9 protein-coding genes are annotated in these 13857 nt (G+C 74.1%); 4 read left to right on the plus strand and 5 right to left on the minus strand.

Features of this window, described 5'->3' with window-relative positions; genetic code table 11:
• Nucleotides 1-5: 5 nt before the first annotated feature.
• Nucleotides 6-872, plus strand: a complete 867-nt coding sequence (locus VKK44_RS23660) for a hypothetical protein (RefSeq protein WP_343443405.1) — start codon at nucleotides 6-8, stop codon at nucleotides 870-872.
• Nucleotides 872-3133 carry an AAA family ATPase gene (locus VKK44_RS23665; protein ID WP_343443406.1) on the plus strand — a complete coding sequence of 754 codons (2262 nt, stop codon included), beginning with the start codon at nucleotides 872-874 and terminating at the stop codon, nucleotides 3131-3133. Before VKK44_RS23660 ends, VKK44_RS23665 begins: the two co-directional genes overlap by 1 nt.
• On the opposite strand, the gene VKK44_RS23670 is transcribed toward VKK44_RS23665, so the two are convergent.
• The 4 genes from VKK44_RS23670 to VKK44_RS23685 are packed head-to-tail and all read right to left on the minus strand — an operon-like array spanning nucleotide 3078 to nucleotide 9395.
• Nucleotides 3078-4304: a hypothetical protein gene (locus VKK44_RS23670; protein WP_343443407.1), complete on the minus strand. Its 1227-nt coding sequence runs from the start codon at nucleotides 4302-4304 to the stop codon at nucleotides 3078-3080. The two genes, VKK44_RS23665 and VKK44_RS23670, sit on opposite strands and share 56 nt — an antisense overlap.
• The gene (locus VKK44_RS23675; protein WP_343443408.1) at nucleotides 4301-5320 is read right to left on the minus strand and encodes a hypothetical protein; all 1020 of its coding nucleotides are present in this window, start codon (nucleotides 5318-5320) and stop codon (nucleotides 4301-4303) included. The genes VKK44_RS23670 and VKK44_RS23675 overlap by 4 nt, the downstream gene beginning before the upstream one ends.
• Nucleotides 5317-9153 (minus strand): FxSxx-COOH system tetratricopeptide repeat protein, encoded by a 3837-nt coding sequence (gene fxsT, locus VKK44_RS23680; protein WP_343443409.1) that lies wholly within the window; start codon nucleotides 9151-9153, stop codon nucleotides 5317-5319. Before fxsT ends, VKK44_RS23675 begins: the two co-directional genes overlap by 4 nt.
• Nucleotides 9150-9395 carry a hypothetical protein gene (locus tag VKK44_RS23685; RefSeq protein WP_343443410.1) on the minus strand — a complete coding sequence of 82 codons (246 nt, stop codon included), beginning with the start codon at nucleotides 9393-9395 and terminating at the stop codon, nucleotides 9150-9152. The genes fxsT and VKK44_RS23685 overlap by 4 nt, the downstream gene beginning before the upstream one ends.
• 136 nt (nucleotides 9396-9531) lie before the next feature.
• Here VKK44_RS23685 and VKK44_RS23690 point away from each other — a divergent pair, with 136 nt between their 5' ends.
• Entirely contained in the window at nucleotides 9532-10911 is a 1380-nt protein-coding gene (locus VKK44_RS23690; RefSeq protein ID WP_343443411.1) for an aKG-HExxH-type peptide beta-hydroxylase, read from the plus strand.
• On the opposite strand, the gene VKK44_RS23695 is transcribed toward VKK44_RS23690, so the two are convergent.
• Nucleotides 10901-12064 carry an acyl-CoA dehydrogenase family protein gene (locus VKK44_RS23695; RefSeq protein WP_343443412.1) on the minus strand — a complete coding sequence of 388 codons (1164 nt, stop codon included), beginning with the start codon at nucleotides 12062-12064 and terminating at the stop codon, nucleotides 10901-10903. The genes VKK44_RS23690 and VKK44_RS23695 overlap by 11 nt on opposite strands.
• Nucleotides 12065-12311: 247 nt before the next feature.
• Between VKK44_RS23695 and VKK44_RS23700 the strand changes: the two genes are divergently transcribed.
• Entirely contained in the window at nucleotides 12312-13739 is a 1428-nt protein-coding gene (locus tag VKK44_RS23700; protein WP_343443413.1) for a UDP-glucose dehydrogenase family protein, read from the plus strand.
• The last annotated feature ends 118 nt before the right edge of the window (nucleotides 13740-13857 follow it).

Consider the following 13857-nt stretch of genomic DNA (forward strand, 5'->3'; position numbering starts at 1 on the left):
TCGCGGTGCCCAGGCTGGGCAGCACCGACCCGCTCAACCCGATCTGGTACGCCGAACACGTCCACTACTACGTCCCGGTCGACAACACCGAGGCGTCCTTCGAGCACTGTCAGAGGATGTTCGAGGACGTCGCCCCCCTGCACCACGAGGGCCGGCTGGTGCTGGTCCGGGGCGAACGGGGATGCGGGAAGACCGCGCTGGTCAACCGGTGCGCGCACTGGCTGCGCGACCGGCTCGGCCGGGACGGGCTGCGGGCGGAGGTGGTCAACCTGCGCCAGGAGGCCCACGAGAACGACCCGATCCCGACCCGGCGCGGCGACACCTGCCGGGCGCTGCTCGACAAGCTGAACGAGCGGCAACTGCTGCGGCACAACCTGGCGTACGAGATGCGCGACAGGCCCGACGACGCGTACCGCAACCTGCCCGGCTGCCTGGAAGACGAGCAGGCGCTGATCGTGCTGCTGCCGCCGGTGGAACTCCTCGACGAGCTGCACTACTACGCGGCGCGGGCGCCCCGGCGGATGGTCTTCCTCGCCGAGACCACCGCCGCACTCGAACGCCGGGACCGGGACGCGCTGGGTCGCCACACCGTCCACCTGGAGGTTGACGGCTTCGACCACGAGCACGCGGCACGCTTCGCCGCCGACCGGCTCGACCGGCTGCCACCCGGGCTGCTCCCGCCCCTGGCGGACACCGCACTCCAGGAGTACATAGACGACGGCAGATTGGCAACGATCCGCGAGATGCAATGGTTACTCTTCGGCGTTTACGAGACACTACGTGTGCAAGATGACCGACCCAACCAGGTGACCTGGCAGGATCTGGCCCGACACTTCATGAGAGAAGCCCGCCGCCTCAGGGAGCAGCCTTGATGGACGCGTACGACCCGGCCCCGATCGGCGAGGCGAACCCCTACCCGTCGAGCGCCGTGGCGCAGGTCGCCGACACCGGGTCGACCGTCTACACCATTCCCACCGTGGCGGTCCGCCGGGCCACCACCGCGATGGACGGCTACCTCGACGCGCTGCGGGTCGCGCCGCAGACGCCGGCCGGTCGGGTGGTGGCCGTGGTGGGCGACTACGGCACCGGCAAGACCCACCTCGCGTCCTACCTGGTCCGTCACGCGGCCGACCGCCTCGACGGCGACCTCCAGTCGATCTACCTGACCGCCCCGCCGGACACCTTCGTCTCGCTGTACCGCACCTTCGCCGACAAGCTCGCCGACCGCCGGGAGGTGGTGCACCGGCGCGTCCGCGGCCTGTACGCCGACATCCTCGCCGTCGAGCTGCGCCGGTCCCGGGTCACCGAACCCCTGGCCGAGCAACTGCTCGCGGGCACCCTGGACCCGGTCGCCGTGGTGGACACGTTCAACATGATGGAGAGCCAACTGCTCGGGCAGTTACGCGACCGGCTGCGCGAGGTCACCGAGAACGCCGAGTTCGCCCGCGCCCTGACGCTGCTGCTGCGCGGCGGGTTCGAGGACCAGGTCTGGGAGTGGATCGCCGGTCGACCGCCGGCCGACGTGCTCCGCGAGCGGGGGATCACCGGCACGCTCACCGGCAGCGAGGCCACCGCGCTCCAGGCGATGGGCGTCTTCGCTTTGCTGATCGGCTACGGCCCGAACCCGTTCGTCCTGGTCATCGACGAGTTGGATCAGCTACTCACCGCCGCCGGCCGGCGGGAGGACGAAGCCCTCGACGCGTTCAAGGAGATGCTGCGGGTCTTCGCCGCCTCCAACACGTTCCTGCTCCTCGCCGGGCTGCCCGACCTGCTCAGCACGCTGCGCCGCGACGTGCGGGACCGCAGCGGCGAGCAGATCACGATGACCCCGCTCGGCACGGCCGACGTGCTCGACTACGTGCTGCGGCGGCAGCGGGGCCGACTGGAACCGTTCAGCGAGACGACCGTCGGGCAGCTCGTCGAGCTGGCCAACGGGGTCCCCCGGGGCGTCATCTCGCTCTGTCACCGGCTCTGGCGCCGGGCCCGCGACCAGGGTGGCCCGGTCACCTCCGTGATGGTCCGGGAGGCGGCCCGCGAGCTGTACGGGGGCGTCGGCGCGCAGAACATCCTCGCCGAGATCCGTCGGGTGCTGGTGAGCACCGGCCACGAGAACTTCCGACCGGACTACTTCCCCACCGACAACCCGGACAGCCGCATCGACTACTGGATCCCGGCCGGCCGGGACGACGCCGGCTGCGGCATCCTGTTCTCCGGCCCGCTGCTGGAGGAGAGCGACGCCGCCCGGGTGGAGACCCGGGCCCGGATCAGCCACGCGCACCGCGACTGCGAACTGCTGCTCATCGTGCTGGAGCCGGTGCCCGAGCGTTTCCTCCCCCGGATCCGCGAGGCCGTCGGCCGGGAGCCGCTGCTCTACCGCCCCCGGTCGTTCGCCGACCAGCTCGCCGCCGAGGTGACGTCGATGACCGGGCGGCTCGAGGAGCGCTACCCGGCCGACGGGCCGCTGGTTCCGCTGGCCCCGCACATGGCCCGGCTGGACCGCCGCCAGTCGGCCACCCAGCACCTGCTCGGCCTGCTCACCGGCTCGCTCAGCGACCTGCGGGCCCAGAACGACGAGCACCTGGCCGCGATCCGCCGGGAACTGCGCGAGCTGCAACGCTGGCCGGTCCCGCCCGGCGACCGCCGCAACGGCGACGACCTCGCCGACCTGCCGACGCCGGTGACCGAGCTGTTCGACCGCGCCTTCGCCGTGGTCGACCTGCGCACACCGGTCGGCGTGCTGTTCCGGCGGGCGTTCGTCGAGGACGAGGGGGGCCGCGGCGCCCGGCAGGCGGTCCGGGCCCGGGTCCGGACCCCGGAGGTCCAGTCGGCGGTCGGGGTCGCCGCACTGCTGAACGCGCTCGTCGAGGCGTTCGGGTTGGCCGTGGCCGAGTGGTACCGTGCGGCCCGCCAGCGCCCCGACGGCCCCGCCGCCTACCAGTGGGACCGGCTCAACGAGATGTGCCTGATCTTCGACGCCGTGCACGAGTACCTGCCCGTCCGGCAGCTCCGTGGCGCGCGGGAACTCGTCGACGACGACGTACGCCGGCCGGAATCGGCCGGCGACGTGCTGACCGACTTCAGCGCGCGGGTGCGCCGGGAGCTGGTGACCGCGCTGACCGACGACGCGGCCTGACCGGCGACGCCGACCCCGCGGGCGTCGTCCCCGGACCGTCCCGGCCGGACGCCTCACGCAGGCCGTTGGTCACCGCGTGCACCAGGTTGACGACGAGGATCGCCGGCGCCACCACGGCGACCGTGCCGACGAACTGCCGTTGCAGCACCAGGGCCAGGATGACCGCGGTGATGCCGTTCTGCTGGCCGAGCAGCACGTCGAGGCGGTCGGAGGCGGGGAGCCGGGCACAGATCACGGACGCCACCACCACGTGCGCCGCCACGGCGGCCAGCCCCAGCACCACACCCGGCACCGGGTCCACGCCACCGACCAGGACCAACCCGAGCGCGAACGTGGCGGCCAGGAACGCCCCGCGGGTCAGCAGGTCGAGCACCCGCCCGATCGGGGGGCGGTAGAACAACCCGGCCACGGCGAGCCCGAGCAGCAGGAACTGGGTGACCGCCAGCACGGCGAGCCCGAGCAGGACGACGAGCTGACCGGCGGTCACCGCCCGGCCGACCCACCGGGCCCGGGTGGCCGCCCGGCGGTGGAGGAGCCGGGTACCCCACCAGGCCACCGCGGCGACGGCGGCGAGCAGCGCGTTCCGCGCCAGGGAGAGCGTGAACCCGCCCAGGTCCGCCGCCGTCGGGCCGGCCGGACCGCCGGGCAGCGCGGGGACCACCCAGGCGGCGGCGTACACGGTCAGCAGCACGGTGACCGGGTCGTCGAACGACGCCCACGCGGACAGGATCGACTCGGCCTGGACGGACATCCGCGAGCGGAGCCGGGTCGCCGCGAACGACAACGGGTCGATCTGGGCGACCGCCACCCCGAGCACCAGGAACGCGGGCCGACCGAACGCGAGGTACATCACCGCCGAGATCAGTGCCGCCTTGACCAGCACACCGACGGTGACCGCCAGGACCACCAGCCGCAGGTTCCGCCGGGCCGCCGCGAGGTCGATGCCGTGGGTGCTGGCGAACAGGCCGACCGCCAGCAGCGCGGTGGCCACCGTCAGGTACCCGTCGGAGCGGTGGACGCCGGTCCAGCCCTGCCCGGCCGCCAACGCCCAACCGGCGGTCGCGACCAGCACGAACAGGGCGCTGCGCCGCAGCGACGGCAGGACCGCCTCGACCACCCGGGCCCGGCGGTCGGCGGGACCCGGCCCGGCCCCGCCCGGCGGCACGCTCATCCGGCCAGCTCGGCGCCGAACACCGCCGCCCTCTCGTCCCCCTCCGCCACCCGGTCCTGGTCGAGCGTGACGGCGAGCAGGTAGCGGTCCAGCCCCACCGGGTAGCAGAAGAACGCGCCCTGCTCGACGTCGAGCACCAGCCGGCGCACCCGGGAGCCGATCGCCGGGTACGCGGACCGCACCACGGCGCGCAGCAGCTCGTCCACCCGCTGGGCGAGCTGGGCGTAGAAGGCCCGCCGCCGGCCCGGGGACACGTCCGCGAAGAAGCCGTCCAACCGCCGGTCGTCGAGCACGTCCGCGGTCGCCTCCAGCCGGCCCGGCCGACACACCGCCACGTAGTGCAGGCCCTCGGCGTGGACCTGCCCGGCGCAGCGCGCCGCCAACCCGGCGTACGACTCGTCGCGTACCCACGTCCGGGGCCCGAGGTCGGCGGCGGGCGGACCGGACGGGCCGGGGTGGCCCGACGCGGTGCTGGCCGGGGTGAGCCAGCCGCCGTAGTTGGTGGGCTGCTGACCGACCGCGGCGTGCTCCTCGTTGGCCAGCCGGAACAGGCCGATGTCGGCCGCCCGGACCGCCGGCTGCCGGGGCGGCGGCTCGTCCGCCGGCTCCTCCGCCCGGACCACGCCGACGAGGTGCTGCTCCCGGCTCAGTTGCAGGGCGAAGAGCGCGCCCCGCGCGGTGTGCAGCACCACCCGGATCAGGTCGCCGCTGCGCGCCGGGCGCAACACCCCGCCCAGGGTGGTCATCGCGTGCACCACGTCCCGGTCGACGAGCTGCCGTTCGTCGGCGTCCAACTCGTGAGGGCCGGCCACCGGCGCCGGGGCGTCCAGGGCGAAGTCGCAGACCCCGGTGCGGTACCGGGCGAGGTGGAGCAGCCCGGGCAGGCTCCGCATCAGCCGCTCGCAGGCGTCCACCGCGGCCGGCCGTTCCCGGACGTGCTCGGCGAGCATCACGTCGATCCGCCTGTCGACGCCGGCCGGCTGGGCCGCCTCGTCGGCGGGGATGGGGGCGCTCATGTCGCCGGGACCTCCATGTCGACGAAGTCGAGCTTCGCGGGGCCGTACGGGATGCCACCGCTGATCTCGCCGTCGGTCACCAGCGCGGCCAGGAGCCGCCGGGTGGCGCGCAGGTAGGGGTGTTGGAGCCCGAGGAAGTGTCGGCCCTCGTCGAGGACACCACGCAGCAACCGCTCCGCCTCGGTGGTCCGCTGCGCCGCCGCCAGGCTGCCGGCCAGGTTGACCTGACCACCCAGCGTCCACGGGTGCGACTCGCCGAGGGTGGCCTCCAGCCCGGCGGCGGCCTGACGCCCGGCGGACACCGCCTGCTCGAGGTCACCGACGCCGCGGAGCAGCACCCCGCGCAGGCTCAGACAGACCTGAATGAACGGATGCTCGGGCGGAAGGTCGCGCCGGTAGCCGGCCAGGCTCTCGTCCGCCAGCCGCACCGCGTGTTCGCTCTCCCCGCCGAGGTGGTAGTCGACGGCGAGACTCAGCCGGCACGACTGGGTACGCGGATTGTCCTCGCTGAGCAGCCGCCGCAACGCCAAATAGGCGCGGCTGTTCAGCTCCTTGGCCCGGGTGAGCTCCTCCTGCCTGCGGACGATGACCGCCAGGTGGCGGATGATCCGCAACAGCAGCGTGTCCTCCTCGCCGTTGCGGCCGACCGGCAACCGCTCCTGGTAGGCGTCCTGGAGCAGCTTGCGCGCCCCGACGAGGTCGCCCAGATCGCCCAGGTAGCGGCCGAGGTCGCTGGCGAGTTCGAGCGTGTCGGGGTGGTTGTCGGCGAAGAGCCGCCAGCGGCGTTCGAGCGTCTCCCGGGCGACCCGCACCGCCTCGTCGGTGCGCCCGGCCAGGTAGTACGAGTGGGCCAGGTTGTGCGCGGCGACAAGCGTCTCCGGGTGGGAGTTGCCGAACTGGTCCCGGAAGCCCCGCCAGGTGGCCTGGTCCTCGATGAGGGCCGGCCGGAACCGTCCGAGCCCGCGCAGGTCACCGGCGAGACCCCGCCGGGTGACGAGGACCCGCGGGTGGTCGTGACCGAGCAGGACCGTGCTCTCCCGCAGCACCTGCCGGCTCAGCGTCAACGCCTCCTCGCTGCGGCCCAGGGACCGGGTGACGTCGGCGAGGCGGGTCGCCAGCCGCAGCGTGATCCGGTCCCGCCACCCGTGCGCGGCCAGCCAGCGGTCCAGCACCGGCCGCCAGAGCCGGTGCGCCTCGGCGGCCTCGTCCTCGCCCCGGGCGATGAGGTGTTCGAGCTGCTCGACCACCAGCCGGCGGACGTCGTCCGGCCCGTCCTCGTCGAGCGCGCCGGAGCTGAGCAGGTGCTGGTGCAGCTCGTGCCGCAGCGCGGAGGCCGCCGCGATCGTCCGGGGGGCCGCCCCGGCCAGGGCGAGCAGGAACCGCTTCCGGCGGGTGGCGCGCTGCTCGACTGTCATGTCGGCCAGCACGGTGGCCTGCACGGCGGGGTGCATCCGGACCGCCCCGTCGCGGCCCCAGCCGACGTCGAACAGCCGGAACCGCATCCCGAGCGCCATCGCCCGGTCCATCTCCCACCCGTCGGCGCGCAGCAGGGCGGCGTCCTCGTCGGCGAGGTCGGCGGCGACCTGCCCGCGCATCCGTCGGGACTGGACCAACGCGAGCGACATGCCGATCGGCGCGGCGAAGGCGTACATCTCCGTCAGCATCACCGCGACCCGACCGCTGAACTCCTCGTCCATCAGCCGCAACGCCACCCGGACGATCCGCCGGGTGGGGGACGCCCCGTCCCCGGTGGGCCGGATCGCCTCCAGGAAGGCCGGCACCGCCGCGTCCGGGGCCCGCGACCCGGTGACCGCCTCCCGCTTGTTGAGCAGGATGCCGGCCTGGCCCAACAGCCCCGACGCCAGCCGCAGGTCCAGCGGGAACGTGCCCACCGCGTCGACGACCGCGGCGGCCGGGGCGGCGGACAACCCGGGCACCTGCCGGATGAGCAACCCGATCGCGTCGTCGCGGCGCAGCCCCTCCACCGCCACCGAGGGACCGAGCGCCTGCGGGTCCCCGGCGCCGCCGGTCACCACGACGTGCCCGCGGCCGGCCGGCAGCAGCCCGACCAGGTCGGTCGGGTCACGGACCCCGTCGTAGACCACCAGCCACTGGTCGCTGCGCTTCCGCAGCTCCGCCAGCATCTCGTGGACGGCGTTGCCGCTCGGCTCGACCCCGAGCGCGTCGGCGAGCCCCGCCAGCGCGGTACGCACCGCGTGCCGGCTGCCCGCCGGGATCCAGACGACCAGGCGGTAGTCGCGGTGGAACCGGGCCACGTACTCGCGGGCCAGCGTGCTCTTGCCGGCGGCCAGCGGGCCGCGTACCCACACCGGCTGACCGCCCGGGCTCGCGAGCAGCAGGTCCCGCAGCTCGCTCAGCTCACGGTCCCGGCCGAGGAACAGCCGCGGTCGCTCGGGCAGGTGGAACATCTTCCTGGACTGCTCGTCCCGGCCCGGGAAACCCACCCGCCAGGGCCGGTCCAGCGGCGACGGTTTGAGCGCGGCCAGTCCCAGCGCCGCGCGCAGGCGTCGGCGTGCCTCCTGCTCGTCGCAGTCGAAGAGGTCCACCGGCCGACCGGCCGGGGGTGGCCCGGACGGCACGGTACGCAGCACCAGCAGCTCCGTGCCCGGCCGCCCCGCCACCTCCCCGGTCAACGCGTCGAGCCACGCCTCGTCGTCCTCCTCGACGGCGGGGAGGGCCGCGCGGTGCGCGGTGGGATCCGGGGCGACCGCCAGCACGGTGGCCGGGCCGGGCGCGGCCGGGCCGCGTGGGCGCCAGGGCCGGACCCGGATCTCGAGCTCGGTCAGCTCCGCGCCCAGCCAGTCGGCCCACGGTCGCTGCCGTTCCGGGGTGGCCACGAACACCTCACCGACGTTCTCGGCGAGCGGCCGGCTGAGCCCGAACCGGTAACGCGCCCGGACCGGCTCCGCCTCCGGCTCGGCCCGTTCCAGCTCACCGTGTGTCAGCAGGCGCAGCAGCTCGCCGTACGCGGTCAGCACCGACGCGCGGTGCGGGGACTCCTCCAGCAGCGGGGCGAGCGGCTGGCCCTCCGGGCCGCCGGGGATGGCGACCTGCCAGAAGTCCACGCCCAACGCCGGCTCGTCCAGGGCGCCCCGGAAGCTCGACGCCACCTCGTCGGCGTGCCGGACGGCGGCCACCGAGTCGGCGGGGGCCGACTGCGTGGTGGCGGCGATGATCCGGACCCCGGCGGGAGCGCTGCGGTGCACCTGACGGGCCACGGCGGCGGCGGCGCCGAGCCGGGGCGCCCGGTAGGGGAAGCAGACGACGAGCGCGTCGCAGAGGACCGCCAGCCACTGGGCGACCGTGCCGGAGAAGTCGGCGGGGTCGAGCAGGACGTCGTCGTACTCGATGAACCGCAACTGCCGGCGCAGTTCGCTGCGCATCGTCCCGCCCAGGTCACCGCCGATCTCGGTCACCGGCGGCCAGGTCGCCGACTCGGGCACCCACACCACGTCGAGGTGACCGGCGGGGGCGGCGTAGCGCCGCAGGGTGGGCTGCCCGGTGGTGAACCCGGGCAGCGCGAACATCAGGTCGGTCAGCCCGCGCGGCAGGTGGTCGGTGAGCGGCGACTCACCGCTGTAGAAGGGGCTCAGGTGCTCGTGCACCCGGACCGCCCCCCGGCCGGCGTCCACCACGAGCACCCGGCGGCCGGCGCGCGCCAGCAGCCATGCCACGTTGCTGGCCACGTTGGTGCGCCCGGTCAGGCTCTCCGCGGCGACGAAGGCGGTCACCCTGGTCTCGGTCGCCCCCGGCTCGGGCCTCGACGCGGGCGTCCCGCGCACCGGGCCGTCCGGGAACCCGTCGATCGTCATGCCGTCCCCCCGTCGGACCCGGTGTCGGGTGCCGCCCACCGCCGCCGCGCGCCCGGATTGTCGGACTGGTTGCCGAACCAGAGGAACTCGGCGGTCGGGTCGCCGGTCTCGTCGATCAGCCGCCGCAGCGAACGGTGCAACTGCCCGCGCGGGATGGCGTCGAGGTCGGCCGGGTCGAGTTCCGCGACGTCGAGCAGTTGGGATATCAGTGCCCGGTCGCCACCACTCACCCGATCCGACATCTCCGGCCCAACCTTCGATCCATCGACACCACCACTCCGCACGGCACAGCCAGCGTTCCGGCAGTAACATATCGTAGCCTTCATCGATGTCCACCGTCGTCGCGGTGGGCCGCCGACTGGTCTGGGGAGGCCGCGCATGCGGACGGGCCGGTTCGAGATGCCCGTCGGCACGTTCCGGGCGATCGCCCGGGGAGGTGGTGGCCGGGCGGCGGTCCGGCGGTTGCTGGCGGTGCCGGTGAGCCGTAACCTGCTCGCGCTGCGCTCGGCCGTGATGCTCGCCACGGACCTCGGGCACCCGCACGCGCCGCTGGTCAACCACGCCTGGGAGCTCCTCGGCGAGCTGCGGCGGTCGGCTCCGGCGCCCACCCGCGCGGTGCTCGGCTACCCCACCGTGAGCGTCTGGGCGGCGGGCACGCTGCGGGCCCTGGGGCACGGCGACCGGGGGTCCGTCGACGACCCGGCGACGCTGGGCGCGGTGGTGGCCGCGGTGGCGCTGCGTGCCGGTGCGCGGGCCCGTGTCAGCTTCCCGACAAGCCCCTCCGGCGCGGTGGCGGTGACGCTGCCCGGCCTGGGACTCGTCCACCGAGGGCCGGGCGGCGGGGCCGGCCTGGCGGAGCTGACCGTGGACGGGGCGCGCGGCACGCTGACGCTCGACGGCGTGCCGGTGACCGGTCCGGGACCGTGCCCGCGGGCGACCGGCGGCGGCCCGGCGCCGGTCTGGCACCCCGTGCCCCGGCTACGGGCCCACGGGCACGGCCCACGGCTGCACCTGGACGACCTCTGGTCGCTGGCCCACCCCGCCGCGGTCGCGCCGGTCGACGCGACCCGGGCCGCCCGTTGGGCGACCCGGCTGTCCCCCGGCTGGCGGCTGCTGGCCATCCGGCACCGGCGGGCCGCCGCCGAGCTGACCGAGGCGATCTCCATGGTGATGCCGCTGGCCCGGGACGCGGCCGGCCGGCCCTGGGCGGCGGTGGCAAGCGGGGGTACGCCCGACGAGCTGACCGCCCCGCTGATCAGCGGGACGTTCCCCGTCGCGGTGGGATGCGTCGCCCTGTCCGACGGCCCCGGCGCGGCCGGCCCGATCGCCGCGGCCCTCGTGCACGAGCTGGCGCACAACAAGCTGGCCGCGCTGGACCACCTCTTCCCGCTCGTCGAGGCGGCGGAGCCGGCCCGCCACCCGGCGCCGTGGCGGGCCGGCGCCCGTCCGCTGCCGGCGCTCGTGCAGGGCCTCTACGCCCACGTGGCGGTCGGCGAGTTCTGGCGTCGGGAACGGCACTTCGGCACGACCACCGGCCGTCACCTGGCGCACGCCGAGTTCGCCCGGCTCCGGGGGGCCTGCCGGGAGGTGACCGACCTGCTCCGGACCGCCGACGGGCTGACCGGGTGCGGACGGCTGCTGGTCGACCAGCTCGACGACGTGGTCGACGGCTGGTCCGGCCGACGGGCCGGGCCGACCGTCACGGGTCGGACCGGGCGACGCCGACTGCCCCGCCCGGCCCCGCCGGTCAGCCCTTGAGGAGCTGACGGGCCATGACGATGCGCTGCACCTGGTTGGTGCCCTCGTAGATCTGAGTGATCTTGGCGTCCCGCATCATCCGCTCGACCGGGTAGTCCCGGGTGTAGCCGTAGCCGCCGAGCAACTGGACCGCGTCGGTGGTGATCTCCATGGCGGCGTCCGAGGCGAAGCACTTCGCGGCGGCGCCGAAATAGGTGAGGTCCGCGTCGCCCCGCTCGGACTTGCCGGCGGCGGCGTACGTGAGCTGCCGGGCCGCCTCCAGCTTCATGCCCATGTCGGCGAGCATGAACTGGATGCCCTGGAACTCCGCGATCGCCTTGCCGAACTGCTTGCGCTCCTGGACGTAGCCCTTGGCGTAGTCGAGCGCGCCCTGCGCGATGCCGATCGCCTGGGCGGCGATGGTGACCCGGGTGTGGTCAAGCGTCTTCATCGCGGTGGCGAAGCCGGTGCCCTCGGCGCCGATCATGCGGTCGGCCGGGATCCGGACGTTGTCGAGGTAGACCTCGCGGGTCGGCGAACCCTTGATGCCGAGCTTCTTCTCCGGGGCGCCGAAGCTCACCCCCGGGTCGGACTTCTCCACCACGAACGCCGAGATGCCCCTCGACCGGGCCGTGGGGTCGGTCACCGCGAAGACGGTGTAGTACTCGGAGACGCCCGCGTTGGTGATCCACCGCTTCACGCCGTTGAGCACCCAGTGGTCGCCGTCACGCACCGCCCTGGTGGTCATCGACGCCGCGTCACTGCCCGCCTCCGGCTCGGAGAGGCAGTAGGAGAACATCGCGTCACCCGAGGCCACCGGCGTCAGGTACGTCCGCTTCAGCTCCTCGGAGCCGGCCAGCAGCAGCGGCATGGTGCCGAGCTTGTTGACGGCCGGGATCAGCGAGGACGAGGCGCACGCCCGCGCCACCTCCTCGATCACGATGGCCGTGGCCAGCGCGTCCGCGCCGGCGCCGCCGTACTCGACGGGGACGTGCGGGGCGTGGAAGTCGGCCGCCCGCAGGGCGTCGTAGGACGCCTTGGGAAACTCACCTGTCTCATCCGCCTCAGCGGCGTGCGGCGCCACCTTGGCCGCACAGACCTCACGGACCGCCTCCCGGATCGCCTCGTGCTCCTCCGGCAACCGGTAGACGTCGAACGACTGCTCTGCGGCCATGTCGGCCCTCCCCTTCCACCGCTATCATGCGCAGTCCGTACCGCCCGGGGGCCGCCGACTGCCGCACACTGAAGAATAGCCACCGGGCCTCGACCGGACCTTACCGGCGGGTAGGCTCGCGCCCGGGCGGCGGCAACCCGACCCACTACCCTCACACCAGAATCAGTTTCCCTCGGTGCCCGGCCTAGGCGCCCCCAGCCGAACGCGACGCGAGGATGCGCCGCCAGTGCGAGCGGAGAAAACAGGCGTGACGATCCCGTACCCGAACTCCCAGCCGATGCCCGCCATCGCCGCGGTGACCCCGCCCTCCGGCGCGGCCCGGCCCCGGGTGACCTTCCTCGGCACCGGTTACCTCGGCGCGACGTACGCCATCTGCTACGCCGAGCTGGGCTACGAGGTGCTCGGCTTCGACGTCGACGCCGACAAGATCGCCAAGCTGAACGCCGGCGAGGTGCCGATCCACGAACCCGGCCTCGACGAGCTGCTCCGGCGCAACCTGGCCGCCGGCCGGCTGCGGTTCAGCACCGACATCCAGGAGACCGCCGACTTCGGCGACGTGCACTTCATCTGCGTCGGCACCCCGCAGCGGGCCGACGGCATGGGCGCCGACCTGTCGTACGTCGAGGCGTCGGTGACCAGCCTGGCCCAGCACCTGACCCGCAAGGCGCTGATCGTCGGCAAGTCCACCGTGCCGGTCGGCACCGCCGAGTGGGTGGAGCAGTTGGTCGGCAAGCACACGCCGGTCGACCTGGGTGTCGAGGTGGCGTGGAGCCCCGAGTTCCTCCAGGAGGGCTTCGCCGTCGACGACGTGCTGCGCCCCAACCGGATCGTGGTCGGCGTCAAGAGCGAGTGGGCCAACGGCATGCTCTTCGCCGCCCACAAGGGCGTCTTCGACCTGGCCGCCACCGAGGACCGCGAGGTGCCCCTGGTGGTCACCGACTTCGCCACCGCCGAGCTGGTCAAGGTCGCCGCCAACGCGTTCCTGGCCACCAAGATCTCCTTCATCAACGCGATGGCCGAGGTCTGCGAGGCCGCCGGCGGCGACGTCACCCAGCTCGCCCGCTCGATCGGGTACGACCCGCGCATCGGCAACCGCTTCCTCCAGGCCGGCCTCGGCTTCGGCGGCGCGTGCCTGCCCAAGGACATCCGCGCCTTCCAGGCCCGCGCCCAGGAGCTGGGTGCCGGCGAGGCGCTGCGCTTCCTGCACGAGGTCGACCTGATCAACCTGCGTCGGCGTACCCGGGTGGTGCAGCTCGCCGCCGAACTGCTCGGCCGCCGCTCCGGGCCGGCCGGCCCGGACCTCTCCGGCACCCGCGTCGCGGTGCTCGGCGCGACGTTCAAGCCCAACACCGACGACGTACGCGACGCCCCCGCCCTCGCGGTGGCCGCGCTGCTCGGCAAGGCCGGCGCCGACGTGCACGTCTTCGACCCGCAGGGGATCGAGAACGCGCGCCGCGCGGTTCCCGGCCTGGCCTACGAGGAGACCATGAACGACGCCGTCCAGGGCGCCGACCTGGTCTGCGTGCTCACCGAGTGGGCCGAGTTCCGCAACGCCGACCCGGTGGCCCTGGGCGAGCTGGCCAACGGCCGGCGGGTCGTCGACGGGCGCAACTGCCTCGATTCGACACTGTGGACGCAGGCCGGCTGGGAGTACCGCGGCCTGGGCCGTCCCTGACCGATCGACACCGGGCCGGGCGGCCGGGGAGCAGCTTCCCCGGCCGCCCGGTCCTTTTTGTTGTCCGGAACGCGCCGGCAACTGTCGAAATCCCGGCCCGGTCAAGGCATGCTGCCTC

The organism is Micromonospora sp. DSM 45708 (genome assembly GCF_039566955.1).
In the GTDB taxonomy this organism is placed as follows: domain Bacteria; phylum Actinomycetota; class Actinomycetes; order Mycobacteriales; family Micromonosporaceae; genus Micromonospora.